Genomic DNA, 218 nt, shown 5'->3' with positions numbered 1-218 from the left:
ATTCATGTGATCGCCGAGCAGGCCACCCTCGACGGCACCAGCGACACCCCTGCCTGGCAATGGAATGCCGACGGGCTCATCACCGCCGAACGGCTTCGTGAGCTCGCCTTGTCCTCAAAGCGGGTACCGCTCACCCATCCTGGCTACGCGGCACCCGAACCCCACTACCGGCCCTCGAAAGCGCTGGCCGACTTCGTGCGATCCCGGGATCTGACCTG

1 protein-coding gene is annotated in these 218 nt (G+C 65.6%); it reads left to right on the top strand.

What is annotated here, in order from left to right; all coding sequences use genetic code 11:
• Positions 1–218, top strand: a 218-nt coding sequence (locus ACZY1I_RS32355) for a DUF222 domain-containing protein (RefSeq protein WP_463761731.1), incomplete at both ends; no start/stop codon positions are given.

This window comes from Mycobacterium sp. IDUB_37, assembly GCF_055419245.1.
The sequence above is the reverse complement of the archived record's forward strand: the minus strand, read 5'-3'. Positions and strand labels throughout refer to the sequence as shown.